This is a genomic window from Mucilaginibacter glaciei (assembly GCF_014773245.1).
GTDB lineage: Bacteria > Bacteroidota > Bacteroidia > Sphingobacteriales > Sphingobacteriaceae > Mucilaginibacter > Mucilaginibacter glaciei.
Genome location: NZ_JACWMX010000002.1, coordinates 377,073 through 401,916, shown reverse-complemented (window position 1 = coordinate 401,916; position 24,844 = coordinate 377,073). Strand labels below are relative to the sequence as shown.

The window sequence follows — 24,844 nt, the reverse complement described above, 5'->3', positions numbered from 1 at the left end:
TTACTATAACTGGCCCGGTGCAGGTTTTATGATCATTTCATCAACGTTAGCTCCGGCGCTCATATTTAATATCGTTATGATGGCCGATGCTATATCTTCAGGGTTTACCATTTTGGTTTCATCAACCTGCTGGCCTTTCCATGAATCTGTTAATGTTGACCCCGGAATTATCGCTGTTACTTTAACACCGTGTTCCTGCATTTCGAGCCGCATTACCTTATTAAGACCTAAAAGTGCATATTTAGTTACACTATACACACCTGCTTCGGCTATGGGGTTTATAGCCGCCACAGAGCATATATTGAATATATGCCCTTTACCGACAGAAACCATGCTTTTACCGAAGAAACGGTACAGTTCATAGGCGGGCATCAGGTTAGTATCCACCTGTTTTTGGAAGGAATCATCGCTGTCGTTAAGTATAGTAGAGTATCTGTACATACCCACGTTATTCACAATAATCTCGACGAAACCCAGCTTTTTCTCGGTGAATTCGGCAAAATATTTTAGTTCTTCGCGCTTACTGCAGTCGGCCACGATGGCTGCCACAACTATTTGGGGATTGATTTCTTTCAGTTCGGCCTCAAAAGCCGATAATTCCTCACGGTTGCGCGAACAAATTGCCACGTTTATTCCTTGTTTAGCAAATGCGATGGTAATGGCACGGCCGATGCCTTTAGTTGCTCCGGTTATTAAGGCGTTTTTCATAGTTAGGTTATTTAATTGCAACAAGCCAAAACGATTAAGTGATTTTTACGTATTTAGTCTGGGTTGCTTTTCAACTGTTAAATATCTATTTAATTAATTCAATCATACCAGGCTGCAAAGCTTAAAATTAAAAAATGTATTTTTAACCGAATTTTATTATCACAATGTTTCAAAGTTTAGGAAGATATATACTGTTACTGCAATTAAGTTTCAGGAAGCCCGAAAAATTCAGTGTTTACTGGCGCGAGGTAATGGTAGAGATGGTGTCTGTGGGCATCGGTTCGTTAGGTATCATCAGCATCATATCACTGTTTATAGGTGCGGCAACAACTATACAGGTAGCTTTCCAGTTATCAAGCCCTTTGGTGCCCCGCAGTATTGCAGGTAGCATCTCCCGCGACTCCAACATCCTGGAGTTTAGTCCAACAATTTCATCGTTAGTATTGGCAGGCCGCGTTGGTTCCAGCTTTGCATCGCAAATTGGCACCATGCGGGTAACAGAGCAAATAGATGCCCTGGAAATAATGGGTGTTAATGCACCGGGATATTTGATATCGCCAAAAATTATTGCCGGTATTACTATGGTACCTATGCTGGTTATTATTTCTATTATGTTAGGCATCACAGGCGGTTACATTGCCTGCTTTGTAACCGGCGCTATATCTCCCGCAGATTATATCATGGGTGTTAATGATGGCTTTGACGGCTTAACCATCCGTGTTGCCTTAGTAAAGGCTACAGTGTTTGGATTCCTTATTGCTTCCATATGTTCTTACCAGGGTTTTTATACATCTGGTGGCGCGCTTGAAGTTGGCCAGAGTGCCACAAAAGGCGTAGTGTTTAGCTGTGTTTGGATCTTATTTGCTGACTTGATGATCACCAGTTTAATGCTATGATCGATATTAAAGACATTTATAAAACCTTTGGCGATAATGATGTGTTGAAGGGTATTAGCGCCACTTTCCAAACGGGTAAAAACAACCTGATCATAGGCGGTTCGGGTTCAGGTAAAACTACTTTGCTTAAGTGTATAGTAGGTTTGCACGACCCTACAAAAGGCGAAGTTTTTTTTGAGCAGGATAACTTTACCCAAATGGATTTTACCCAGCGGGTGCCCATCCGTACACAGATAGGGATGCTGTTCCAAAACTCGGCTCTTTTTGACTCGATGACAGTGGAGGAGAACATTATGTTCCCGCTTAACCTGTTTACCGATCAAACCAAGGCAGAAAAACTCGACCGCGCCAACTTTTGCCTGGAAAGGGTTAACCTGAAGGATAAAAATAAATTGTACCCTTCTGAATTATCTGGTGGTATGAAAAAGCGTGTAGGGATTGCCCGCGCCATATCTATGCAGCCCAAATATTTGTTTGTGGATGAACCTAACTCCGGGCTTGATCCAAAAACGTCTATCCTTATAGATGAACTGATAGCCGAGCTTACGGTAGAGTACAACATGACCACGGTTATCGTAACGCACGATATGAACTCTGTAATGGGGATTGGCGACCACATCATCTTTTTGCATCAGGGTAAAAAGAACTGGGAGGGATCAAACAAAGAGATAGCCCACACCGATAACCAGGAACTGAACGACTTTGTATTTGCCAGCAAGTTTATGCAGGCTGCTAAGGAGAAGTTGTAGTTTCAGTCGTAAAGTCTGATGTCCGAAAGTCCGAAGATGCTATTATCTTTGCGGATTAAAAATCTTCCGGACTTACTGACTTGCGCGGACTTTCGGACTAATTAAAAAACAATGATCCAACTCCTTACCCCAACCCACTGGAAAGATTACGAGCTGATAGACTGCGGCGACTTTGAAAAACTGGAGCGGTTTGGCAATACGATACTCATCCGCCCCGAGCCGCAAGCGGTTTGGAGCAAGGCCCTGCCGCAATCCGAATGGCAAAAGCTGCATCACATTAAATTTAAAGGCCGCAGTGCTACCGCAGGCGATTGGGTGAAGAAAGACCCAAAAACACCCGACCGCTGGCACGTGGAGTACAAAAACAATGATGTAACCATCAAATTCCGGCTTGGCCTAACTTCTTTTAAGCACTTGGGCATCTTTCCTGAGCAAGCTGTAAACTGGGATTATATCTCTGACAATGTCAAGAAATTCAAAACGCCTGCACCTAAAGTATTAAACCTTTTTGCCTATACAGGCGGTGCATCGTTAATAGCGAAAGCTGCCGGAGCTGATACTACCCACGTTGATTCTATTAAACAGGTGGTTACCTGGGCTAACGAGAACCAAGAATTATCAGGTATCAAAGATATAAGGTGGATGGTAGAGGATGCCTTAAAGTTTGTAAAGCGCGAAGTAAAGCGTGGCAAAACCTATAACGGCATTATACTGGATCCGCCCGCTTACGGCAATGGCCCCAACGGCGAAAAGTGGAAGCTGGAAGATAACATCAATGAAATGATGACCGATGTAATGCAGCTGCTTGATCCGGACGAGCATTTCCTGATCCTGAATACCTATTCGCTTGGTTTCTCTTCTGTAATTATCGAGAATTTGATCAAACAGGCCTATCCAAAAGTGCAAAACCTGGAGATTGGCGAGCTTTATCTGCAAGCTACCGCAGGCCCAAAATTGCCGCTGGGTGTATTTGGTAAGTTTTATAAAAATAAGTCTTGATAACTTTACCGGATTTCTATCTTTACAACAATTACTTTCAGCGCATATCAATAAGCTGATAAATTATATCTGCATACCAATAAATACCATCACATCCTATGAAATTTAAAAGCGTAATTTTTTCTGCCCTGTTTGTACTTTGCACGGTAGTATTATTAACTAACTGTACGGAAAGCGGCAGCAAAACATCAGCAGGTAAAAAAGGCGACAGCACCGCGACAGCTAAAGCAGCCGAAGATGCACCCGATACGCTGAGCGTAGCCAAATCAAGCTACCCGCCAACTAATAAGGCGGAATATGATTCCCTATTAAAATTCAACGCCCATGGCGATACCAGCGGCCGCTGGCCGGTAAAAAACCAGCCTTATCCATTGGGTGGCGCTATTTTACCATACAAACGTATTGTAGCTTTTTATGGTAACTTATACTCTAAAAAAATGGGTATTTTGGGCGAATTGCCGCCTAACGAGATGCTGGCTAAATTAAAAGGCGAAGTTAAGGCCTGGCAAAAGGCCGATCCTAAAACGCCTGTACAACCTGCACTGCATTACATAGCCGTAGTGGCACAAGGTGATGGCGGTAAAGATGGTAAGTTCCGTTACCGGATGCCCTTTAAACAAATTGACAGTGTATTGGTATTAGCTAAAAAAGCCCACGCGTTAGTATTTTTAGATGTACAGGTAGCATTAAGCAACATACAGGCGGAATTGCCTTTGTTTGAAAAATATCTGTTAATGCCACAAGTTCATTTTGGTATGGATCCGGAGTTTTCTATGAAAGATGGCAGCAAACCGGGTAAAAAAATAGGTACTTATGATGCGGCAGACATTAACTACGTAACCGGCTATTTAGCAAACCTGGTTAAGAAAAACGGCCTGCCGCCAAAGATCCTGATAGTTCACCGTTTTACTAAAAAGATGGTAACAAACTATAAAGATATTAAACTGCGCCCCGAAGTGCAGGTGGTAATGGATATGGACGGCTGGGGCGAACCCGACCTGAAAACGGGAACGTACCGCTACTTTATTGACAGGGAACCGGTACAGTTTACAGGCTTTAAATTATTCTACAAAAATGATATTAAAAAAGCGCCGCACCACATGCTAACGCCCGACGAAGTGCTTTCACGCTACAAACCACAGCCTATCTACATTCAATACCAGTAGTTGAGTGGTGAGTAGTAAGTATTGAATATAATATCAAGCCTTAAGTTGTTTCAACTTGAGGCTTTTTATTGTCTTTGTTTTTCGTCTTAGCAACAATGCTTTTTTAATTTTGACTTTTAAATTTTGAATTAATGATCAAATTCGGCATCATCGGTTGCGGGCGTATTGCCCATCGTTTTATGCAGGGCTTACCTGAGGTGCCGGGTGCTGTGCTGGCGGCATCATGGTCGCGCAGGGCCGAAACGGTAGATGCATTTATAAGCCAGTATGGTGGCAAGGCCTGCACAAGTGTAGATGAATTGCTTGCCGGTGATATTGACGCCGTATATATAGCTACATTGCCCGATAGCCACATGGAATACTGCATCAAGGCGTTACAGGCTGGCAAACATGTGCTTTGTGAAAAACCTGCTGCATTAAATCTGCAGCAACTGGATGAGGTATTAAAGCTTTCAAAAGCTACCGGCCTTCTCTTTATGGAAGGCATGAAGCCGCCCTTTTATCCTTTATACACCCAACTTAAAGAATATTTAAAGCACGACCCTATAGGCGAAGTGGGTTATGTGCGTGCCGGCTCGTCTGTGGCGGATGTTAGTAAAGATCACCCCAACTTTAGTTATGAACTTGCAGGCGGCAGCCTGATGGGTATCGGTATTTACGAAGCCTTTTTGGCAATTGACTGGCTGGGCGAAACTAAAGAAGTACAGGCTATGGGCCATTTTGGGCCTACGGGGGTAGATACGTTCGCCATATTTCAAACCAAACATGCCGGTGGATACGCGCAGGTTTATACCGGGTTCGATCTGCATGGCAAGGGCGATGCATTGATAGCCGGAACCCTTGGCCATATCACCATTCACAAAAACTGGTGGAACCCCGCCCGCGCTACTATTGATTACCTGGACGGACGATCCGTTGAGATCAGTAAGCCTTTTATAGCAGGTGGGTTAAATTATGAAACCGCTCACTTTTGCGACCTGATCCGTACCGGTGCTACCGAAAGTCCAATTGTTACCCACGCTCTGTCGCGTGGGATGATAGCGATGATCGATGAAACCCGCCGCCAAATTGGATTAAAGTTTATCGGAGAGTGATTGAAAAATCAAAAACCATGTTTTTGCGGGGAGCGATAGCGGCAAAGCAATCTGAGCATATCCGATTGTCCTATGAGATTGCCACGCTATCGCTCGCATACACGGTTCATTGCAGTCGCTCGGCTCCAGCCGAGTGACGACTATTTTTCGGCCTCTGGCGGACGAAACATTGAGCTGCGGCCGGAGGCCTTATAATAAACCTCACTCGGCTGGAGCCGAGCGAGTGCGGTGGAGTGCCATTAAGCGCCGTGTGCAGTCACTCGGCTGGAGCCGAGCGACTGCACCTGATGACATATTTGGAAAATAGCTCTTTAAAAACAAAGGCCTCATTCTTTCGAACAAGGCCTTTGTGGTTAATTTATCCCTCTGAATAACCTGCTCCAGCGGATGTGTCCAAAAAATGATCCGTTATCATCCCAACTCATCCAGATAAACAGGGCCTTCCCTACAATATGGTCTTCGGGTACAAAACCCCAGTATCTCGAATCTGCCGAATCGTGGCGGTTATCGCCCATCATCCAGTAGTAGTTCATTTTAAAAGTATAGCTATCGGCCTTTGCGCCGTTTATATAAACTTCGCTGCCTTTGATATCTACCTTATTGCCTTCGTAAATCTCTATAGCGCGGCCGTAAACTGGCATCGTAAGGCTATCTAATTTTACTGTCCAGCCCTTTTTAGGAATAATTATCGGACCGTAGTTGTCAACATTCCAGTTAAAGCTGCCGTTGTTGGGGGTCAACCTATATTTAGGGTATCCTGCCGGGAACACGGAATTAAAAGGATCTGCAATGCCTTTGGGCCTGATATTTTGTGTAATTGATTTTACGTTCGAGTACCCCTTTATTTTAGCAGCTGCATCCTTAGTCATGGTAGGGAACGGGATGTTTTCATAATTAGATACGTTCAGCTCTGCCAGTATTTTAGGGTTCATTTCCATACCCGTGGTGGTAATGGTATAGTCGGTTTGTTCGCCCGGCGGGTTTGGTGCGGCTTTGCCATTCACATATACCTGTGCATCAATTAGGCTCAAAGTGTCACCTGGCGCACCCTGGCAGCGTTTGATATAGTTTTCGCGTTTATCAACCGGTCGGTAGTAGGGCGAATCGGCTTCCATTGGATAGTTAAATACCACCACATCGCCTTTTTTTACTTCGCTTAAACCCGGTAAACGGTAATAAGGCAGCTTAACGCCATCCCAGTAAGCCTTGGTACCTAACAAGGGCATGGTATGGTGTGCAAACGGAAATGCAATGGGCGTCATCGGCGTACGAGCGCCGTAGTTAACCTTGCTCACAAACAAAAAATCGCCTACCAACAGGGAACGTTCCATTGATGGTGTAGGGATGGTATAGGCTTCGATAAACAAAGTACGGATCAACGTAGCAGCAACTACAGCAAAGATAATAGCATCCGTCCACTCGCGTGCAGGGCTCTTTTTCTTTTTATTTTTATCGTCGTTTTTGTTTTTATTCCAAAATTTCCAGTTCATTATTGATGTATTGGGGGAAAGTATTATTTATTAAAATCGAACATATCCTCTACCGAGTAAAAGCCTTTTTTACCCTGTATCCATTCGGCAGCCAGTACCGCGCCTAAGGCAAAACCATTACGGTTATGGGCGGTATGTTTAAATTCAATGGTGTCAACCTCGCTATCATAAATTACGGTATGGGTCCCGGGTACGTTTTCAATCCGCAGGGATTCTATCAGCAGTTGGTCGACCGGGATATTGGCATCGTCTGCAGCGTCGTCGGTAGTCAGTACATTTACCCAGCCTGCTTTAGCTTCCAGGTTATCTATAATGCCTTCGGCAATAGTAATGGCAGTGCCGCTTGGCGAATCGAGCTTTTGAGTATGATGGATCTCTTCTACCTGCACATCATAGTAGGGGTAGTTATTCATCAGTTTGGCCAGCATTTTATTAACGTGGAAAAAGATATTCACGCCAACGCTAAAATTGGTGGCATACAGCAAAGCTCCTTTGTGGTATGCGCACTGTTCTTTCATCTGTGCCGTTTCGTGATGCCAGCCGGTAGTGCCTACCACAACAGGCAGGCCCGCTTTAAAGCAAGCCTCGATATTCCCTAAAACGGTTGATGGTGTGCTGAACTCGATGGCTACATCGGCCTTTTGCAAGTTCTCCTGCGTCAGATCGTGCAGGTTTTCTTGTGATGTGGTTAATACAATTTCGTGTTTACGGTCAAGGGCAATCTTTTCGATTATTTTGCCCATTTTACCGTAACCTAATAATGCAATTTTCATTATGTGATTATTGGTGCCTTTACTATTTAAGCGTAAAGGTAATTTTTAAACCGGGAATATAAGCATTTGCAGAGCCTGCCATTGCATAAACCGGCTGGTTGATAAAGCTGGGCCCAATTTTCATAGCCAGGTCCGTATCTACCGAAAAGGAACTGATAAATTTAGCCTCTACATATGCCTCTACCGCCTGGATACCCCAAACCGCGATGACCCCCAGAATACTGATCTGGAAATTACGCTGATAAGTACTTACCCCTTCCTGAAAGTATTGTAACGATTGCCCCGAATAAATTGTGTATTCGTCTTTGTATTTGATGTACGATGCGTATTCTGCATCGGTGGCAATAGGTGTACGCCCCAGGTTTTTTATGCGGTAAAAGGCTAAAAACTTTTTGTATCCCTGCTGGCTGGTTACGATGTTGTAGCCCAATGCCCCTAAGCCCCCATATATAGCGGGGATTTTCCACCAAGCCCCTTTTTTGTTATACAATTGGCCCCATCCGGGGATGATGAGCGAGCGTTTTACCGCCAGGCTGGGTATGTGCGTAGTATCGGGATTATAGATCTTTTCCTTCCTAATTTTTGGATAAAACTTTTCAGGCGCTGCCTCTGTCGCTTTTTTTGGCGCGTTGATAACGGTATCAACCTTGCCCCTAATAACCGTATCACGGCTTTGGGCAAAGGCACCAAAGCTGCAAAATATTAACCATACAGCACCTAAAAGTTTTTGCGACATTTTACCAATCCAGCATTTCCAATATACGGCCCAGATCATCTTCAGACAAGAACGGTATTTCTATGGTTCCATTGCCTTGTGTATTAATTTTAAGCTTAACCCGGGTGCTGAACTTCCCGGCCAGGTCGTCCTGGATCTTTTGCATCTGGTAGGGCAGGGCTTCGGGCTGCTTACCTTCTTTTTTTGCTGGGGCGTGTGTAATATCCCTTACCATCTCTTCCGTCTTCCGTACCGAAAGGCCATTTTTGATGATCTGCTGGTGGATAAAGATCTGCGCGGTCGAATCTTCAACCGCCAGCAAAGCCTTAGCATGGCCCATGGTGATCTCGCCATCGCGCAAGGAAGCCTGGATGGTTGGCGGCAATTTTAACAAGCGCAGATAATTGGTAACGGTCGATCTGTTCTTGCTTACCCTGTCGCCCAATTCTTCCTGCTTCAGGCTCAGTTCCTCTATCATGCGCTGAAAACTCAGGGCTACCTCGATCGCATTTAGGTCTTCGCGCTGTATGTTCTCTATCAGTGCCATCTCCAGCATCTGCTGATCGTTAGCAGTGCGGATGTAAGCGGGAATCTGGGTTAGGCCTGCCAGTTTGCTGGCACGTAACCTGCGCTCGCCAGATATTAGCTGGTAGCTGTTCGTGTTAACGCGCCTTACGGTAATCGGCTGGATCAGTCCCTGCAATTTAATGGAGGCTGATAGATCAGCAAGGGCCTGCTCGTCAAATTCGGTACGGGGCTGATAGGGGTTAACAACAATCTCACTGATCCTGATCTCGTTTACCGAGCCCAGCGAATTGGTTTCCGTTACACCGTTATTACGATTAGCGTTATTATTGCTGTATGCGTTCTTATTATGATTTACGGTATCAGAATCATTTAACAGGGCGCTTAACCCTTTACCGAGTGCGTTTCTCTTTTCTGTACTCATCGTATGTTAAGCTGTTACTGTGGTAGCCAGTTCCTCGTCCTTCACCAAGCCATTCTTCCTCACAATTTCGCGGGCAAGGTTCAAATAATTTACGGCTCCTTTACAGTTTGCATCGTGCATGATAACGGATATTCCAAAGCTTGGCGCCTCGCTTAAGCGGGTGTTGCGCTGTATAATGGTATCAAAAACCATATCTTCAAAATGGGTTTTCACCTCATCAACAACTTGGTTTGAAAGGCGCAGGCGCACATCATACATGGTTAATAAAATACCCTCTATCTCCAGCGTGGTATTTAAACGGCTTTGTACAATTTTAATGGTATTTAAAAGCTTGCCCAAGCCCTCTAACGCAAAATATTCGCACTGTACCGGGATGATCACCGAATCTGCAGCGGTTAAGGCGTTGATGGTAATTAAGCCTAATGACGGCGAGCAGTCAATAATGATAAAATCATACTCATCTCTGATGCTTTCCAGCACCGCTTTCATTTTATACTCGCGGTTAGGCAGGTTGATCATTTCTATCTCGGCACCTACCAGGTCTATGTGGGCCGGCAGCAGGTCAAGGTTTGGTGTTTCTGTTTTCTGGATCGCATCATGCGGATTAATGTCGTTAATGATACACTCGTAGATGCTGTTTTTGATGTTACGCGGATCGAACCCGATGCCCGATGTGGAGTTGGCCTGCGGGTCGGCATCAACCAGCAGGGTTTTATATTCAAGTACGGCTAAACTTGCAGCCAGGTTGATGGATGATGTAGTTTTCCCGACGCCACCTTTTTGATTGGCCAAAGCAATAATTTTACTCATTCTATCTCTTCAAAAAATTTATAATTGCAAATTACAACAACGAAAAACAAACACGGAAATTTCTATGTTTGCAATGTTTATTAATCCGCGAATGTTTATTAATCCGCGGCTAAAGATACGGTTTTTAACAATTCCAAATTCCACAGTAAACGCCAACTTACAAACATAATTGGAGGAAATTAGTGATTTAGTGAATGACTGAATTAGTGATTAAAACGCTACAGCTTCCTGTCAATAACTGATTCGCTAACTCAATAATTCGCTAATTAACATGGTAACCATCATCGCAGCAACCAACAGGCCGGGCAGTTCAACCTTAAAACTGGCGCAGTATTATAAGAAAATCCTGGCGCAAAAGGGGCTGGAAACCAATCTGCTATCGTTGATGGAATTGCCCGATAATTTTTTGAAAACCGACCTGTACGGTAAGCGCAGCCCGGAGTTCAAAAAAATCCAGCAGCAGATAACCGATACCGAAAAATTCCTGTTTGTGATACCCGAGTATAACGGCAGTTTCCCTGGCGTGTTGAAGGTTTTTGTTGACGCTTGCAATTTCCCGGAGAGTTTTTACGATAAAAAAGCGGCGCTGGTGGGCTTATCTTCCGGTAAATATGGTAACATCCGCGGGGTAGACCATTTTACCGGTGTGTGCCATTATCTGCACCTAAACGTAATGCCGCTCAAAATTCATATCTCGGCTATTCGCAAAGAAATGGACGAAAACGGCAATCTTACCGCCGAGGATACCCTGCGATACACCGACGAACAGATGGAAAAGTTTATCAAGTATTAAAACCCTACCGCACCAAAAATACCCATCCCGAGCGTATGGGGGAATTATTCTTCAGGTCGATAGTATAGTAATATGTGCCGACAGGTAAGGCCTTGCCCTGGTATTGGCCATTCCATGCTTTGGCGTAACCAATGCTACGGTAAACCTGGCTGCCGTTACGCGTAAAAATTGTCAATACGCTTTCCGGATAGGTAAAAAGCTGGTCAATATTCCACAGGTCATTCACGCCATCGCCGTTTGGGGTAAAACTATTGGGAATAGTTATTTTTTTATAAACCCGCACCAACACATTATCGAATACTACCCCGCAGTTACTCTGCGATTCGGCATTCAGGGTGTAAATGGTATTCTCGGTAGGGCTAACCACCGGTTTAAGGGATAATGGGTTGTCCATATTTTCGGTAGGTGTCCAGTAATATTTAATATCATCGCCTGCTACTGTTCCCTGTAACGTAACGCTTTCGCCTTCCTGTATAAAAACATCTTTACCGGCATTTGCTGCAGGTAGTTTCAAGACGGTTACCGTAACAGATTTACTTTCGTCAATGCATCCGCCATTGTCAACCCGTACATTATAGGTAGTTGTTAGCGAGGGGCTCGCCATGGGGTTAGCTATGTCGTCGTGGTCTAACCCGGCACTTGGTGTCCACTTGTAAGTAACGCCCCCACCGGCTTGTAATTGGGTACTGCTCCCCGCACAAATGGCCACATCGCTGCTAATGGTTGGGTTAACTTTTGGTAATACGCTTACCGTTGTAGATGCGGTAGAAACGCAGCCCTTAGTGGTAACCGTTACCCTGTATACGCCGTTAAATGAGTTGTTGGCCGAGTAACTTACTGCCGGCGATTGCTCGGCAGATGTAAACCCGTTGGGTCCTGTCCATTGATAAGTATCCCCGCCAGTGGCTGTGAGGCGAAGTTCCTGCGCCTCGCAAACTATCGTTTGAGGTTTAATAACCACAACTGGAAACGCATTTACATTAACGGTTAAGGGCTGGGAGTAAATGCGGCAGGTAATAGCTGCCGATGGCCCGTTCAATACACCTATCCTGTATTGGTTTTTACCGGCTACCGCATTGGTTAAGGTAACGTTTAAAGTTGTGGTAGTTTGCCCTGCAACGTCTTTCCAGCCCGAGCCGTCATTCTTATTAACCTGCCATTGGTAGTAAGGGTCATTATACCCCACTTGCGATGCTTTTAAAATATAGGTACCGCTTTCGCCTTCGCAAAGGTCGCGGTCGGTGGTGGAGGTAATATCACCAAAACCAGCTAATATGGTTGGGCCGTAAGGCCTGAAAGTAATGTCGTCCAATATCAGATCATTGCCGTCCCCTCCTCGTGCATTGTTACGCATCTTTACTACAATATCCGCCCCGTTAGATGGTGTGGTGAACGAAGTGCCGTATTCCTCAAAGGTGGTAAAGTCGCCCTGCGGTATATCGCCGGTATTATAGGTTTTAAGCACGGTGCCATCAACTGTTTCGATAGAAAATGTAATGTTGGGGCGGATATGGTTGCGGGTGTCAGGCCGGTCGCGGATCACATTCATGATCCAGGCTGAGAACTGGTAATTAGTATTTGGGCAAAGCAGGCTGCCGCTGGCTTTCTGCACATAAAATATTGATGGGTCAAACGATGAATTGATGATCATCATATAACCGTTCGCGTCGCCGGTATGGTCACGCGAAACCGTCTGCCAGGTTCCGCCAAAGCAGCTTCCCAATCCGCTGGCTATGGTGTAATATCCATCGGTGGGGCAGGTTTCTGTAGTATACCTTACGTTGGTAACCGTAACGGGCAGGGCAGGCCCCGTAGTACCATAGGTAGCGCCGTGGCCAAAGGTTTCATTAATCACCGGGTCGCCCAAACTACCGCCCGCCAGTTGAGCGCGTGCCTGTATTGCAAACACGGTAAAAAATAGCAGTAAGAGGGCTTTTATATGGAAGGTTTGCATTACTTAACTGCTGTGGCAGCAGTATAATCCAAAAATATACTTTTTATACCATAGTTAAACTAATAGGCCAAAGAGTGATGTTGATTTTGAAAACAATTAAACCATATAGCAAGTTTAACAGGTTCAAACATCTATCAACAAAACATGAAAAATAAATTACTATATATAGGCCTGGTGGCACTGGCTGCATCAGCCTGTACGCAAAAAAAGGCCGACCAAGATAAACGGGCCGAAGTAAGCACCCCCGTAAAGCAGGAGGTTAAACTGCCAGCCCCTTATGAAACAAAATCTGTTAGTAATTATTGTAAGGTGATTGGCTGGCCTGCCGGTAAAACGCCGGTTGCGCCTGCCGGTTTTACAGTGAGCCTTTTTGCCGACAGCCTTAAAAACCCCCGCAATATTTATATCGCCCCTAATGGCGATATCCTGGTATCTGAAGCTAACACAGAAGCCAAAGGGTTTAAAAAAATAGGTGCTAAGATAATTGGTGTGGCCGCTTCGCAAAACCTGGGCAAAAGCGCTAACAGGATCAGCATATTCCGCGATACGAACGGTGATGGCAAACCCGATATGCAGGGCGTTTTCCTGAGTAATTTAAACCAGCCTTACGGTATGCTGATAATGGGTGATGCCTTTTACGTAGCCAATACCGATGGCCTGTGGAAATACCCCTATAAAACCGGCGATACGAAGATAACCCAGCCCGGTAAAATGATCCTGTCGTTACCAGCAGGCGGTTATAATAATCATTGGACACGTAACCTGCATGCTAATGCTGCCGGTAATAAGATCTATATTTCGGTAGGATCTGGCACTAACGTGGCCGACCAGGGTATGGAGGTTGAGAAACGCCGTGCTGATATCCTGGAGATAAACCCTGATGGCAGCGGAGAGCGCATTTACGCCAGCGGCTTGCGCAATCCTGCCGGTATTGATGTGCAGCCCGGTACAGGTGTGGTATACTCCGTTGTTAACGAGCGCGATGAACTTGGCGACGAATTAGTGCCCGATTACATGACCAGCGTAAAGGAAGGCGGCTTTTACGGCTGGCCCTGGGCTTACTTTGGCCAGCATGAAGACCCACGCCTGAAAGTAAAACGCCCGGATATGGTTAAGAAAACCATTACACCCGATCTTTCTCTTGGCCCGCACACAGCATCATTAGGGATTGCATTTTACACCGGCGATAAGTTCCCGGCCAAATACAAAAACGGTACATTCATTGGCCAGCATGGGTCATGGAACCGTTCAAAATTGTCAGGATATAAGGTGGGCTTCGTTCCGTTCACTAATAACAAACCCGGCAACGCTATGGAAGATTTCCTGACGGGTTTTGTTGCCGATGCAGCTAAAAATGAGGTTTACGGTCGCCCGGTGGGGGTAACTGTTGCTAAAGATGGTGCATTGCTGGTAGCTGATGATGCCAGTAATCGTATCTGGCGGGTGAGTGCCAAATAACCTCATTGTAATATTTTAATAAGAATAGCCCTTTGCCGTGTAAAGGGCTATTTTTGTTTATTCAAAGCGCTCTATGACCAAACTTTTCCTTTTCCTTATATTTTTCTTCGTAATTGCCGGCCCTACTTTTGCCCAACGTTCATCTGTTAAGGCAAAGGCTGACACTACTCGCTTAAATGCGGTTACCGTTAAAGGCTATTTATCTAACCAGCCTGTATTGCGTGTGCCCGCATCGGTAAGTGTGCTGGGTGCATCGCAGTTAAAAGTACAGCCCGATAATTCTTTTGTATCGGCATTAAACACTGTACCGGGTGTACGGGCCGAGGAGCGGTCGCCGGGCAGTTACCGCTTATCTATCAGGGGAAGTTTGCTGCGTTCGCCGTTTGGGGTAAGGGACGTCAAGGTTTATTTTGATGAGATCCCGCTCACCGACGCAGGCGGTAACACCTACCTTAACGCTATCGACATTGGCAATATCCGGCATATCGAAATTTTGAAAGGGCCGGATGGCAGCTTGTTCGGCGCCAACTCGGGCGGCGTAGTTTTACTGAACCAGGTTAGTGGTAAAGCAGATAGCACTTACCTCAATGCCGGCGTCAATGGCGGTTCATATGGACTATTACATGAAAAAGCTTCGGTACAGATAGGGAATAGTAAAAACAGGTTCAACTTCAATCAATCGTACCAAAAGTATGATGGTTACAGGCAAAATAGCAGCACACACCGTAACTATTTCCAGGCAAGTGATGCTTTACAGTATGGTAAGGGTAACGAGTTAAGGGCCGTAGCCCTATACTCTGATCTGTTTTATCAAACCCCCGGTGGCTTGAACCTGGCGCAAGTTACGGCTAATCCACAGTCGGCCAGATTGCCTACGGCTACATTGCCTGGAGCAATTCAGCAAAAGATAGCCATCAGCACTAAAATGTTTTTGGGTGGGCTGATCAATGAGGTACACATTACCGACCGCATCCGCAATGTGGCTACGGTTTTTGGCAGCCATGTGGATTTTGCAAACCCATTCATCACTAATTATGAGCAGCGCGTAGAGAATACCTACGGTTTCCGTACTTACTTTGAATTGGCGGCCATCCCGAAAGAAAACTTTGACTGGAAGCTGAATATTGGTGCCGAATTGCAACAGACTAACTCGCTAATCAGCAATTATGATAATAATGCGGGTGCTAAAGGCAAGGTGCAAAAGATAGATAAAATCAATACCAACCAGCATTTCATTTTTACCCGTTATGCGGCCGACATTTTTAAACGCCTGCATGCCGAAGCCGCAGTGAGCTTAAATTACTATCAATACAAATTCAGAAATGTTGCCCCGCTGAATGAGGGCAACTTCAAAGATCGCGACTATACGCCGCAACTGATGCCCCGGCTGGCGCTATCTTACCAGATAACTAATGATTTTATCTGGCGGGCATCGGTAAGCAGGGGGTACTCTACCCCCACCATTGCAGAGGTACGGCCGACAAACAATATCATCAATACCAGCCTGCAGGCACAAAACGGGTGGAACTATGAAACAGGTTTCCGCCTGCGTAATCAAGATGAAACCCTGCTGCTGGATGCATCGGTATTTTATTACCGGTTGAATAATTCGATCGTTCGCCGCTTAAACCCCGATGAGACGGAGTTTTATGTGAACGCCGGCGGGACTAATCAGCCCGGTTTTGAAATAGCTTTTACCGATTGGCTCATCCGCCAAAACAGCAGCAATTTTATAAGGGGCTTGCAGTTTAACACCGGGTTTACCCTTAGCCGTTTTAAATTCAGGGATTACCAGGTAGCGGGTGCCAATTATTCAAACAATGCACTTACGGGCGTACCCAAAGAAGTTTTGGTATCGTCTGTTCAGGTTAACTTCCCTAAAAACTTGTCGCTTTTTGTGCAGCACAATTATACATCATCGATACCCCTTAATGATGGCAATACCGTTTATGCCAACAAATACCACTTGTTACAGGCCAAAGCTTCGTGGCAGCACAGCTTTACCCGCAAAGCACGGTTAGAGTTATACGCAGGTGCAGATAATCTGCTCAATCAAAAGTATAGCCTGGGTAACGATTTAAATGCGGTAGGCAACCGGTATTACAACCCCGCGCCCCCGCGCAATTACTTTGTGGGGATGAATGTGGGGTTATAATACCGGGACTAGTTACTTATACCGCGTCTGACAGTGATGTAAACGTAAACTCCTTGATCCGCATAGGGGGGATCAGGGCGCTTTGGCCGCTTTCGCCGCTCACGGTACGTTCGGTTTTGCCAAGGGCATCCAGGTTGTTCAGCATAATTACCGGGCTCTCGTTAAAGCGCAGGTTCTTGATAGGGAATTTGATCTGGCCGTTCTCAATGTAAAATGTACCGTCGCGTGTCAAACCTGTAAAAAGCAAAGTTTGCGGATCAACCGGGCGGATGTACCATAAACGGGTAACCAGTATGCCTTTCTCCGTACCTTTGATCAGCTCTTCTAAAGTTTGCGTACCGCCTTCCATAATAATATTGGCGCCGCCGGGTACAGGTTTAACCCCTTTCTTTTGCGCCCAGTAGCGCGAATAGCTTAAATTCTTTACCACGCCTTTTTCTATCCAGGTGCGTTTTTCCTGTGGCTGGCCGTCACCGCCCCAGGTGCTGGCGGGCAAGTCGGGGTTTGATGGGTCGGTGTAGATATTTACGCGCTCATCAACCAGTTTATCGCCTAATTTGGTTTTACCGCCAGGCTTGCTTAAAAAGCTACGGCCTTCGTCGGCACTGCGGGCGTCCAGGCTTCCGTAAAGCTGCTCTAACAAAACAATGCCTGCTGCAGGTTCTAATATCACGGTGTACTTACCTGGTTCAATGGCTCTCGCGCTGCCGCTCCCTGTTGCCTTTTGGGCCGCTATTTTGGTGAAGGCCAGGGTATCCATTTTGGCAACATCGTTATAATCCTTTGTAGCGTAGCCCGATCCCTGGCTATCTGCCGTGCGCAGAGTGATAGAGAAGTTAATATCTGTAGAGGTATTGTAAGCAAACAACCCGTGCGAATTCATCATCGCGCTAAAATTATCGCTGTTTTGCAAAAAACCTGCTGCCGTAAGTTTGTTCTGTTTTGCAACATCCAAACTTTGCGCAACCATGGTGGTACGCTGCGCCGGTGTAATGGCAGCGGTTGCCGGTACATAGGTTTTAGGGGCAGGCGCGTAAGTTTGCGGGCCTAAAAACGGCATATATTCCGGGTTGTCGGGTGCCAATTTGGCAAGTTCTTCAGAGCGTTTTACGGCACTGGCAATAGCTTCGTCGGTGTACTCATTCAGCGTTACGATGCCCAGCTTTTTGCCAAAGGCCGACGATATGGCCATGCTGCTTGAACTTAACGAACCGCTGGTTGATACCGAGTTACGCGCGTACCTGATATTGGCCGAGTTGCCGCCGTTAATGCTTACTTCGCACTCATCGGCTTTTGAATAACTAAGCGCCTTTTTCAGGATCGCCTTGCATTCGTCTTCAGTTAAAATAGCCATATCGTTATATTTTTCTTGCTGTGTTAATTACGTTAACCCCTTTGAACAGGGCAGTTGATGACCCATGTGATACCGCGCTCGACTGTGTGGGCTGGCCCTTGCCGTCAAAGAACGATCCGCCTAAACGGTAATCGCTTCTATCGCAAACGGCGGCGCAGCTGTTCCAAAATTCCTGCGTGTTGGCCTGGTAAGCCACATCGTTGAGCATGCCGACGATCTTTCCGTTTTTGATCTCATAATAAAGCTGCCCGCTAAATTGGAAGTTATACCGCTGCTGATCTATCGAGAAGGAGCTATCACCAATAATATAAATGCCTTTCTCTACTTTGCTGATCATCTGCTCTACACTCAGCGGTGTTTTACCCGGTTGTAAGGATATGTTAGGCATGCGCTGGAATTGTACATCCTGCCAGCTTTGCGAGTAGCAGCAACCCTGCGATTCCTTTAAGCCGATGATGTGGGCCTGATCACGGATGGTTTGGTAGTTAACCAATACACCGTCCTTAATAATATCCCACTGTTTAGTGCCTACACCTTCGTCATCGTAACCTACGGCACCTAATGAGCCCGGCTGTAGTTTATCTGCCACTATATTCACATTCTTGCTTCCGAAATTAAACTTGCCGGTTTTCCACTTATCCAAAGTCAGGAAACTGGTCCCGGCAAAGTTAGCTTCGTAACCCAACACACGGTCCAGTTCGGTAGGGTGCCCAACAGATTCGTGGATGGTGAGCCAAAGATGGCTTGGGTCGAGCACCAGGTCGTATTTGCCGGGCTCAACGGTTTTGGCTTTAAGTTTTTGTGCCGCCTGTAAGGCTGCCGCTGCCGCATCTTCATGCATGTCATAGCGGTCGCGGTAAAGGGTGGTCTGGCTTTTAATTTTATCGCTGTCGCGGGGAATTAAATATTCATAACCCATGCCGCGCGGGGCGCTTAACGATTGGCGGGTTTCAAACTTACCGCTCTTTTCGTCCACCTTGGTTACCCCAAATATGGGCCATACGCGGTGGATGTCCTGATCGATATAAGAACCATCTGTCGAGGCAAAATATTTTTGCTCATTCACAAAAAACAGTACCGAGTTCACGTAGTTAGCGCCATTTTTAAAGGCGGCATCATTAACAGATAAAAGCAGATCGGTTTTATCCTTCATCGGCACCTCGAAGGCGTTCTTTTCGATAGGTGTTTTCCAGCTTACTTCGCCATAGCCCTTTTGCGGCGCAAGCTGTACCGGTTCGCTCTGGATGCGGGAGTTTTCTTTAGCTATGGCAACCGCCGTTTCGGCAGCGCGGGCAATGCTATCGTTATCCAGCTTATCGGTAGCGGCAAAGCCCCAGCAGCCATTGGCAATAACGCGGATGCCCATCCCATACGATTCGGTATCTACAATGTTTTCGATATTACGGTCGCGGGTGACCACAAACTGGTTCAGGTAGCGGCCAAGGCGGGCATCGGTATAGGTGGCGCCTTTGGCACGTGCCGCGTTCAGGGCCACATCGGCCATCCGTTTTTTAATGGCCACATCAACATCCCGCATGCGGGTGCCGGGCATAACAGGGGTGCCCATAGCGGTCATCCTGCTGAGCATGGAGGCACTAATGCCCATGCCGGTAAGGTATAGGAAATCTTTTCTTTTCAAGGTGGGTACTATTATTTGCCTAATATAGCGATCTCGAATAATAAATAATAATACCTGTTAAAACTTTGATAAATATCTGCTACATTGCATTACTAAATATTTAGTTTGAAAACTATGGCAGCTGATATCGCGACCGGCTATTTTAAAAAAGTGTATTTTGTAGCAACGCTATGCCTGCTTTGCTTTTTTGATGTAACCTTTGGAAACGTACGGATATCCGGCGAGTTTATGGATAAAAAAGGCGTTGAAAAAGTTTGGGCGACCGTACCTGTCGGCAGTTTTAATAATTACATATATGATGTTTACTACCCGGTAACCAATAATAAATTTGCGTTCGATATACCTGTAACCACAATGGTAACCTTGCAGATCAAGACAGGCTTTGGCCGCATCTTTTTATTTGTAGCCCCCGGCGATGATATCAAGATCAAGATCTACAACACTACAGATAAATCTAAGGCCCTTGTGTTTGAGGGAAGCAACGCAGCCGGGCAATATGCATACAACGTTTATAACAGCCAGCCATTAGCCACCCGTATGATGCAATCGGCGTTGTTTGCCGCCCTTGAAGAGAAAGATAAGTACCGCGGGCTTAAAAAGTTTGGCAGTTTTATAGGCAGGCAAACCAGCACCTTTGATGTATTGTATAAAGAAGGAAAAATCAATATACAGTTTTTATCCCTTGTTAAAACTGATATCCGGGCAGAGCAGGGCAATTTTTTAATTGGGCAGCTTACTTATCTGCAAAGCAAAATTACCGACAGCTCAAAAAAATTGCGTTATCAGGAATATAAAAATGCGCTGATGGAATTTGCCGGACCCAATAAATTAGAAAACGCCCGTTGTGGTTTTGGTGTGGGGTACTTAGCCGATTATTATTTTGATAAAGCAGGACGTATAAAGTTACCTAATGACAAAGATTGGGGCTCATACGGCGCTTATAAACTGGCACCAAAACCGATACAAGAGTATTTATTCGGCAATATGTTGATGTTTGCCAAACTGATTGGTTTAAGCGAGTTTGATTACAAAAAAACCTTACCTATTTATAAAAAGGAATTTCCTAATAGCCCTTACTTAGCCTTTTTAGACACGGTTAAGGGAGTAAACAGCCTTGTAAATGCCGCGGATGTAAAAATTGATACACTCACTAAATTCAAAAACTTTAACCAGTTAAAGCGATATTTTAGTGGGAAGGCCATATATGTAGACCTTTGGGCAACCTGGTGTATGCCGTGCCGGGGCGAGTTTCCGTCTTATGCACAGCTTAGGCCCCTGCTGAAAAAGAAGAAGGTTACACCCGTATTTATTTCTGTTGATGCGCCAAAAGCAAGGCAGGTTTGGAAAGATATCGTCAGGAAATCAAAACTGGAAGGTTATAATATGATGGTTGATAAAGTATTGATGGCCGACCTGGTTAAACAGCTTTATAAGAACGGCTTAATAGAAATACCGAGATACATCCTGGTAGATAAATATGGTAAGGTAATAAGTTTAGATGCACCCCGGCCAAGCAACCCCGATTTGAAAAAGATGCTGGCTAAACTGTAAGGGAAATGAAGTTGCTAATGAACGATACAGTTTATAATTAAATGCATGCTCCCTTATTCACGCCTCCTTCTGTATCACATAGGTGCGGGCAATCTGGTCATGCCAGCCCTGGCGATGGTTGTCCCACAGAATATTTAGATAGCCAATGCAAAGCACCATTGCCGAAAGAAATTTAGAAAGGTTGCGCAATACCGCCCTGCCAATGTTTAAGCCCATGCCCTCTGCATCAACCACGGTGAGCCGGCATATTTTTTTGCCGATACTGCCGCGCCATTTTGAAGCTTCGAACAGGCTATGGTAAATGGTAGTGACAATAAAAGATATACCGTTCAATTTTAAACGTGCCATCAGGGCATCGTCAGTAATGTTATCGGCCAGTTCGTTTTTATAAATGGTAATAAACAGGTCGGGAATTACGATGGCAAGTAAGATCAATACCAGGATATTATCTATCAGGTAGGCCGCAAAACGCCACCAAAAGGTTGCCAGGTTATCCTCGGTAGGGAAGTTGTGCCCCCTGGCCTCAAAATAGTCGTAAAAATCGGGCATGTCTGATGCTGCCTCCCAGGTATTACCGTTAGCTGCCACTACGCGGGTATTGGCATCCAGCCCCATTTCAATCAGTTCGTCGTAAGTAAAGGGCCCGGTTTTTACACCGTCTCGCAGAATGTAGTAGCTATCCGTCATCAATCAGTAAAGTAGTTGCAAAGATAACCCGAAAAGGGCTTAAGAGTTCATGGCATAAACAATTATGTTTATCCCGAATTTGGTATTATCCTCGGCCATGAAACGTTTATTGCGGAAATCGTAGTCCCACTCGCAGCCATAATCTTTACTGCTGTACAAAACGGCAATGCGGCCATTCACCTCAATGGCCTTCAGGTAGTCATGCACCAGGTCGTCGCCCCAGCCGTTCAATTCAAAGGATGTAGTGGGCGGGCCTTTCTCAAACTTAAAGAACGAGCTATATAGTTTATGGTTATTTGGGATCTTTTTCAATGCTGTTGGCCCGAATAGTGCTGCCATTTGCGCCTCGAACGATTTGGCAAACAGCCCATCGATATCGTGGTTGCAATCATCAACAAAAACAAAGCCGCCGTTTTGCACATAATTTTTAAAGTTGGCCTTTTCCTTAGCATCAAACTGCACCAGTTTGTGGCCGCTCAGGTACAAAAAAGGCGCAGTAAAAATGTCGTCGCTGCTTAGGGGGATCACCTTTTCATGCGGTTCGATAGGGATGGTGGTGTACTCTATCAATGAGTTAAGCAGGTTGGATGGCATGCGTTGATCGGTATCCCAATCGCCGCTGTGGTAGCTTAACCTTGTAAATGTGAATTTTGTAGCGTATGCCATTATCTAATAATCCCTAAAATTAGTACAAATATTTTGCCCATATCATTTTAACAACTGCGCAATTTGTAAAGTTTTAGATACTTTGTTAAGTATTTGATAAAAAAATAACAGAATTAATTAAAAGCGTAATATCTTGTGAAGGTAAAGCCTCACATTACCCTTCCTCTCCATTGAAGAGAATTTAGGTGAGGCTGATATTTAAACGAATAAAAAATTGGAACTTACCGAAAGCAAAATTAAAGGGCTGTTGGCCAAACTGCCACAGCTAAAAACCGAGATACAGAAGGTAATTGTAGGGCAAGACCATATCCTGGACGAGTTGCTGGTAGCTTTCCTGGCCGGCGGTCATTGCCTTTTGGAGGGTGTACCGGGTCTGGCTAAAACACTGATCGTTAAAACCATGTCGCAGGCCCTGCACCTGGCTTTCCGCCGCATCCAGTTTACGCCAGATCTGATGCCGACCGATATTGTGGGTACCGAGATATTGGAAGAAGACCATGTAACCGGCAAACGTTTTTTCAAATTTAACAAAGGCCCGTTGTTTGCTAACATTATTTTGGCCGATGAGATTAACCGTACGCCGCCAAAAACACAGTCGGCTTTGTTGGAGGCCATGCAGGAGTTTGAGGTTACCTATGGCGGGCAAACCTACCCGCTTGATAAGCCATTTTTTATCCTGGCAACTCAAAACCCTATCGAGCAGGCAGGCACCTATCCACTGCCCGAGGCACAGTTAGACCGGTTTTTACTGCTAATAAAAATAGGTTATCCCACCGAGCAGGAGGAATTTGCCATACTGAACCGTACTACCGGCGCAAAAAAAGAAGAAGTGAAGGCCGTGATAACAGCCGAAGAGATTATACAGGCGCAAGCACTGGTAAGGCAGGTGAGTATTAACGAAGATTTGACACGCTATGTAAGCAGCATTATCCGCGCTACGCGGCCCGATACCACCACCGTTAACTACACTAAAGAATGGGTGCGTTGGGGTGCAGGCCCGCGGGCAGGGCAGGCGCTGATCCTGACGGCCAAAGCACGTGCCTTGCTAAAAGGCCGTTACTCGGTTTTGATGGAAGATATCCACGCGATGGCCCCGGCAGTTTTAAGGCACCGTATACTGATGAACTTTAAGGCAGAGGCCGAAGGCATTACATCTGACAGGGTGACTGAAGAGCTGCTGAAAGTGATTGAGAGAAGGGGGAACCTTGATTAAAGGATTTAAAGATTATCACGATTGTTTTTTAAGAAATCAAGAAATCATCTAATTAAGTAAATCATGGTTCAGACAAAAAATCCAAAATCAAAAAGTGTTAGACCCTAAAGTATTAATGACCATTAAGGATTTGCCGTTACTGGCGAAAACGGTTATCGATGGCTTTATGAATGGGTTTAACAAGAGCACGGTTAAAGGCCCCGGACTGGAATTTAGCCAGTACCGCAGCTACCAGCCGGGCGATGACCTGCGCTGGCTGGACTGGCGCATGTTCGCCCGGAGCGACCGGTATTACATCCGGGAATCGGAAGTGGAAACGAGTATTTCCGTCAGGTTTTTGGTGGATGCCAGCGCATCTATGAACCACGATGATAACGGCGTTAAGAAAATCGAATACGCCAAATTTTTGGGCGCATCATTAGCGTACCTTGCTAATCTGCAGGGCGACTCGGTAGCTTTAAATATCTTTAAAGACGGCGGGTTATTTACGCTGCCCTCCAAGCCCGATCCGCAGCATTTACAACGCCTGCTGTATAACCTGGAAAAAGTTGACCCGAAAGGGACGTTTACCAAACCTGCGCATTATAAAGAACTATTTGCCGGGAATGGGCGCAAGGAGCTGCTGATATTTATAACGGATATGTATCAGGCAGATGGCGAGATCAGCAATCTGCTCAATACTTTATCAGCCTTGCGGCACGAGATCATTGTTTTTCACCTGATGGGGCAGAATGAACTGGATTTTGATTTTAAAGGTTTTACTACATTAGAAGACCTGGAAACCGGCGAGACGATCCAGGTAAATACCCAGCGCTCCAGGGATACTTATAACGATAAATTACAGGAACACTTGGCAGCCATTAAAAGCGACCTGCAAAGCAAACGCATCGCTTACAAAATGGTGAGCACCGCCCGCCCCCTGGATGAAGCCCTGCGCGAGTTTTTGGTACAACGTAAAAAAGGATTGGCATAATGAATACACGTACTACAAACTACTCGCTACACACCACACACCACTCACTGCG

The 24,844-nt window shown here is 45.6% G+C and carries 22 protein-coding genes; 11 read left to right on the top strand and 11 right to left on the bottom strand.

Features of this window, described 5'->3' with window-relative positions; genetic code table 11:
- Positions 1-3 precede the first annotated feature (3 nt).
- Positions 4-708, bottom strand: a complete 705-nt coding sequence (locus IDJ76_RS06515) for an SDR family oxidoreductase (protein WP_191161959.1) — start codon at positions 706-708, stop codon at positions 4-6.
- 164 nt (positions 709-872) lie between these two features.
- Here IDJ76_RS06515 and IDJ76_RS06510 point away from each other — a divergent pair, with 164 nt between their 5' ends.
- The 5 genes from IDJ76_RS06510 (at position 873) to IDJ76_RS06490 (ending at position 5,612) form a co-directional block, all read left to right on the top strand.
- Complete coding sequence (locus IDJ76_RS06510; protein ID WP_191161957.1) at positions 873-1,604, top strand: MlaE family ABC transporter permease; 732 nt, start codon at positions 873-875, stop codon at positions 1,602-1,604.
- A complete protein-coding gene (locus tag IDJ76_RS06505; protein ID WP_191161955.1) occupies positions 1,601-2,353 on the top strand; it encodes an ABC transporter ATP-binding protein in 753 nt (250 codons plus the stop codon). The genes IDJ76_RS06510 and IDJ76_RS06505 overlap by 4 nt, the downstream gene beginning before the upstream one ends.
- Positions 2,354-2,464: 111 nt before the next feature.
- A complete protein-coding gene (locus IDJ76_RS06500) occupies positions 2,465-3,352 on the top strand; it encodes a class I SAM-dependent methyltransferase (RefSeq protein WP_191161953.1) in 888 nt (295 codons plus the stop codon).
- Positions 3,353-3,450: 98 nt separating this feature from the next.
- Positions 3,451-4,518, top strand: coding sequence for a hypothetical protein (locus IDJ76_RS06495; RefSeq protein ID WP_191161951.1), 1,068 nt, complete (start codon positions 3,451-3,453; stop codon positions 4,516-4,518).
- Positions 4,519-4,649: 131 nt separating this feature from the next.
- Positions 4,650-5,612 carry a Gfo/Idh/MocA family protein gene (locus IDJ76_RS06490; protein ID WP_191161949.1) on the top strand — a complete coding sequence of 321 codons (963 nt, stop codon included), beginning with the start codon at positions 4,650-4,652 and terminating at the stop codon, positions 5,610-5,612.
- Positions 5,613-5,965: 353 nt separating this feature from the next.
- Here the strand turns inward: IDJ76_RS06490 and lepB are convergent, their stop codons facing one another.
- Genes lepB through IDJ76_RS06465 form a run of 5 tightly spaced genes read right to left on the bottom strand, consistent with a single transcriptional unit; the run spans position 5,966 to position 10,349 of the window.
- Complete coding sequence (lepB, locus tag IDJ76_RS06485; protein ID WP_191161947.1) at positions 5,966-7,102, bottom strand: signal peptidase I; 1,137 nt, start codon at positions 7,100-7,102, stop codon at positions 5,966-5,968.
- 23 nt (positions 7,103-7,125) lie between these two features.
- Positions 7,126-7,875 (bottom strand): 4-hydroxy-tetrahydrodipicolinate reductase, encoded by a 750-nt coding sequence (dapB, locus tag IDJ76_RS06480; protein WP_191161945.1) that lies wholly within the window; start codon positions 7,873-7,875, stop codon positions 7,126-7,128.
- Positions 7,876-7,897: 22 nt separating this feature from the next.
- Complete coding sequence (locus IDJ76_RS06475) at positions 7,898-8,611, bottom strand: DUF5683 domain-containing protein (RefSeq protein ID WP_191161943.1); 714 nt, start codon at positions 8,609-8,611, stop codon at positions 7,898-7,900.
- A gap of 1 nt (position 8,612) precedes the next feature.
- On the bottom strand, positions 8,613-9,539 hold the full coding sequence (locus tag IDJ76_RS06470) for a ParB/RepB/Spo0J family partition protein (protein ID WP_191161941.1): 927 nt from the start codon (positions 9,537-9,539) through the stop codon (positions 8,613-8,615).
- 6 nt (positions 9,540-9,545) lie between these two features.
- Complete coding sequence (locus IDJ76_RS06465; protein ID WP_191161939.1) at positions 9,546-10,349, bottom strand: ParA family protein; 804 nt, start codon at positions 10,347-10,349, stop codon at positions 9,546-9,548.
- A gap of 271 nt (positions 10,350-10,620) precedes the next feature.
- Between IDJ76_RS06465 and IDJ76_RS06460 the strand changes: the two genes are divergently transcribed.
- Positions 10,621-11,142, top strand: coding sequence for an NADPH-dependent FMN reductase (locus tag IDJ76_RS06460; protein ID WP_191161937.1), 522 nt, complete (start codon positions 10,621-10,623; stop codon positions 11,140-11,142).
- 4 nt (positions 11,143-11,146) lie between these two features.
- Here the strand turns inward: IDJ76_RS06460 and IDJ76_RS06455 are convergent, their stop codons facing one another.
- The gene (locus tag IDJ76_RS06455) at positions 11,147-13,096 is read right to left on the bottom strand and encodes a gliding motility-associated C-terminal domain-containing protein (RefSeq protein WP_191161935.1); all 1,950 of its coding nucleotides are present in this window, start codon (positions 13,094-13,096) and stop codon (positions 11,147-11,149) included.
- A gap of 144 nt (positions 13,097-13,240) precedes the next feature.
- Here IDJ76_RS06455 and IDJ76_RS06450 point away from each other — a divergent pair, with 144 nt between their 5' ends.
- Positions 13,241-14,554 (top strand): PQQ-dependent sugar dehydrogenase, encoded by a 1,314-nt coding sequence (locus IDJ76_RS06450; RefSeq protein ID WP_191161933.1) that lies wholly within the window; start codon positions 13,241-13,243, stop codon positions 14,552-14,554.
- A 73-nt stretch (positions 14,555-14,627) separates the two neighbouring features.
- A complete protein-coding gene (locus IDJ76_RS06445; protein ID WP_191161931.1) occupies positions 14,628-16,709 on the top strand; it encodes a TonB-dependent receptor in 2,082 nt (693 codons plus the stop codon).
- A gap of 16 nt (positions 16,710-16,725) precedes the next feature.
- On the opposite strand, the gene IDJ76_RS06440 is transcribed toward IDJ76_RS06445, so the two are convergent.
- On the bottom strand, positions 16,726-18,063 hold the full coding sequence (locus IDJ76_RS06440; protein WP_191161929.1) for a TldD/PmbA family protein: 1,338 nt from the start codon (positions 18,061-18,063) through the stop codon (positions 16,726-16,728).
- A gap of 4 nt (positions 18,064-18,067) precedes the next feature.
- Positions 18,068-19,702 carry a TldD/PmbA family protein gene (locus IDJ76_RS06435; RefSeq protein WP_191161928.1) on the bottom strand — a complete coding sequence of 545 codons (1,635 nt, stop codon included), beginning with the start codon at positions 19,700-19,702 and terminating at the stop codon, positions 18,068-18,070.
- A gap of 114 nt (positions 19,703-19,816) precedes the next feature.
- On the opposite strand from IDJ76_RS06435, the gene IDJ76_RS06430 reads away from it, so the two are divergent.
- Positions 19,817-21,253, top strand: coding sequence for a TlpA family protein disulfide reductase (locus tag IDJ76_RS06430; RefSeq protein ID WP_191161926.1), 1,437 nt, complete (start codon positions 19,817-19,819; stop codon positions 21,251-21,253).
- A 57-nt stretch (positions 21,254-21,310) separates the two neighbouring features.
- Here the strand turns inward: IDJ76_RS06430 and IDJ76_RS06425 are convergent, their stop codons facing one another.
- Positions 21,311-21,940, bottom strand: coding sequence for an RDD family protein (locus tag IDJ76_RS06425; protein ID WP_191161924.1), 630 nt, complete (start codon positions 21,938-21,940; stop codon positions 21,311-21,313).
- 39 nt (positions 21,941-21,979) lie between these two features.
- Positions 21,980-22,606 carry a DUF4159 domain-containing protein gene (locus IDJ76_RS06420; protein ID WP_191161922.1) on the bottom strand — a complete coding sequence of 209 codons (627 nt, stop codon included), beginning with the start codon at positions 22,604-22,606 and terminating at the stop codon, positions 21,980-21,982.
- Between the two features lie 214 nt (positions 22,607-22,820).
- Here IDJ76_RS06420 and IDJ76_RS06415 point away from each other — a divergent pair, with 214 nt between their 5' ends.
- Together IDJ76_RS06415 and IDJ76_RS06410 are read left to right on the top strand one after the other, a co-directional pair.
- Positions 22,821-23,819, top strand: coding sequence for an AAA family ATPase (locus IDJ76_RS06415; protein WP_191161920.1), 999 nt, complete (start codon positions 22,821-22,823; stop codon positions 23,817-23,819).
- 115 nt (positions 23,820-23,934) lie between these two features.
- Positions 23,935-24,792, top strand: coding sequence for a DUF58 domain-containing protein (locus tag IDJ76_RS06410; protein WP_191161918.1), 858 nt, complete (start codon positions 23,935-23,937; stop codon positions 24,790-24,792).
- Positions 24,793-24,844: the final 52 nt, after the last annotated feature.

Coding starts and splice junctions, on each gene's coding strand:
- IDJ76_RS06515 (WP_191161959.1), bottom strand. CDS start 708: ATGAAAAACGCCTTAATAACCGGAGCAACTAAAGGCATCGGCCGTGCC.
- IDJ76_RS06510 (WP_191161957.1), top strand. CDS start 873: ATGTTTCAAAGTTTAGGAAGATATATACTGTTACTGCAATTAAGTTTC.
- IDJ76_RS06505 (WP_191161955.1), top strand. CDS start 1,601: ATGATCGATATTAAAGACATTTATAAAACCTTTGGCGATAATGATGTG.
- IDJ76_RS06500 (WP_191161953.1), top strand. CDS start 2,465: ATGATCCAACTCCTTACCCCAACCCACTGGAAAGATTACGAGCTGATA.
- IDJ76_RS06495 (WP_191161951.1), top strand. CDS start 3,451: ATGAAATTTAAAAGCGTAATTTTTTCTGCCCTGTTTGTACTTTGCACG.
- IDJ76_RS06490 (WP_191161949.1), top strand. CDS start 4,650: ATGATCAAATTCGGCATCATCGGTTGCGGGCGTATTGCCCATCGTTTT.
- lepB (WP_191161947.1), bottom strand. CDS start 7,102: ATGAACTGGAAATTTTGGAATAAAAACAAAAACGACGATAAAAATAAA.
- dapB (WP_191161945.1), bottom strand. CDS start 7,875: ATGAAAATTGCATTATTAGGTTACGGTAAAATGGGCAAAATAATCGAA.
- IDJ76_RS06475 (WP_191161943.1), bottom strand. CDS start 8,611: ATGTCGCAAAAACTTTTAGGTGCTGTATGGTTAATATTTTGCAGCTTT.
- IDJ76_RS06470 (WP_191161941.1), bottom strand. CDS start 9,539: ATGAGTACAGAAAAGAGAAACGCACTCGGTAAAGGGTTAAGCGCCCTG.
- IDJ76_RS06465 (WP_191161939.1), bottom strand. CDS start 10,349: ATGAGTAAAATTATTGCTTTGGCCAATCAAAAAGGTGGCGTCGGGAAA.
- IDJ76_RS06460 (WP_191161937.1), top strand. CDS start 10,621: ATGGTAACCATCATCGCAGCAACCAACAGGCCGGGCAGTTCAACCTTA.
- IDJ76_RS06455 (WP_191161935.1), bottom strand. CDS start 13,096: ATGCAAACCTTCCATATAAAAGCCCTCTTACTGCTATTTTTTACCGTG.
- IDJ76_RS06450 (WP_191161933.1), top strand. CDS start 13,241: ATGAAAAATAAATTACTATATATAGGCCTGGTGGCACTGGCTGCATCA.
- IDJ76_RS06445 (WP_191161931.1), top strand. CDS start 14,628: ATGACCAAACTTTTCCTTTTCCTTATATTTTTCTTCGTAATTGCCGGC.
- IDJ76_RS06440 (WP_191161929.1), bottom strand. CDS start 18,063: ATGGCTATTTTAACTGAAGACGAATGCAAGGCGATCCTGAAAAAGGCG.
- IDJ76_RS06430 (WP_191161926.1), top strand. CDS start 19,817: ATGGCAGCTGATATCGCGACCGGCTATTTTAAAAAAGTGTATTTTGTA.
- IDJ76_RS06425 (WP_191161924.1), bottom strand. CDS start 21,940: ATGACGGATAGCTACTACATTCTGCGAGACGGTGTAAAAACCGGGCCC.
- IDJ76_RS06420 (WP_191161922.1), bottom strand. CDS start 22,606: ATGGCATACGCTACAAAATTCACATTTACAAGGTTAAGCTACCACAGC.
- IDJ76_RS06410 (WP_191161918.1), top strand. CDS start 23,935: ATGACCATTAAGGATTTGCCGTTACTGGCGAAAACGGTTATCGATGGC.